The 986-nt window shown below is 66.9% G+C and carries 1 protein-coding gene; it reads left to right on the top strand.

All coding sequences use genetic code 11. The annotated features are described in order from the left end of the window. Positions 1-55: 55 nt before the first annotated feature. A partial coding sequence (locus ABD374_RS31545; protein WP_344500046.1) for a transposase occupies positions 56-986 on the top strand: 931 nt, incomplete at its 3' end.

Raw genomic sequence — 986 nt, 5'->3', positions numbered from 1 at the left:
GCCTTCACGACCTGGTTGGGGCCGTGAAGGCCGACGTGCGTTGGGGGTGGGTGCGGTGTCGATGCAGCCGATGGGGCCGGGGAAGATTCCGGCGGGGACGGTTCGGGTGGCGCGAGCGGCGTTTCCGAAGGGGAGCCTCGCGATCACAGCCCGGGACGAGCTGGAACCGTTGTGCGGCGCTGAGGAGTTCGCAGACCTGTTTCCCACAGGTGGCAGGCCGGCGCGGTCACCGGGCAGGCTGGCGCTGGTGTTGGTGCTGCAATTGGTTGAGGGCCTGACCGACCGGCAGGCCGCGGAGGCGGTGCGAGCCAGGATCGATTCCAAGTACGCCCTCGGGCTGGACCCGGAGACCCCTGGCTTCGACTACTCGCTGCTGTCGGAATTCAGGGACCGGTTGGTCCAGGAAGATGCCGGGCGTCGGATCCTGGACGGCATCCCGATGGCAGCCCGGGACAAAGGGCTCCTCAGGACAGCAGGCCGGGCGAGGACCGACTCCACCCACGTTCTTCCCGCCGCGCGCGAACTCTCCTGGCTCGAGATGGTGATTGACTGGGACAGCAAGCGTGTGAGCTGCCCGAACGGAACCATCAACACCGGATGGAGAGAGGACCGGTCCCAACTGGGCCTGTCTGTCGTCCGTGCGCAGTTTTCCGTACGGGACTGCCGGCCGTGTCCTGTCGTGCGCGACTGCGTGCCGAACTTCAGGGCGAAGGGCCGGACCATCACCCTGTCCACTGCGAGTGCTGGGGGGCGGAGTGCTGCGCGGCGGTATGACGTCCGACAACTGCTCCAGGCCACTGCTGCGCCTGCCTTAGGGGAATGGTGCTGTTGCCAGTGGTCAGTGACACCTCAGCGAACGACTTGCGCTGTTTTTTCCGTGGGGAGCCGGCTTCTGGTCGAGCTGTCGGAGCCGGGCACGTTCCAGGAAGTGGAGCAGTTCCATGCGCGGCGGTTCGTCGGACGCATTCCCGCGGTTCAGGGGGTGG

Origin of the sequence: Streptomyces enissocaesilis, assembly GCF_039533765.1 — a bacterium.
In the GTDB taxonomy this organism is placed as follows: Bacteria; Actinomycetota; Actinomycetes; order Streptomycetales; family Streptomycetaceae; genus Streptomyces; species Streptomyces enissocaesilis.
The sequence above is the reverse complement of the archived record's forward strand: the minus strand, read 5'-3'. Positions and strand labels throughout refer to the sequence as shown.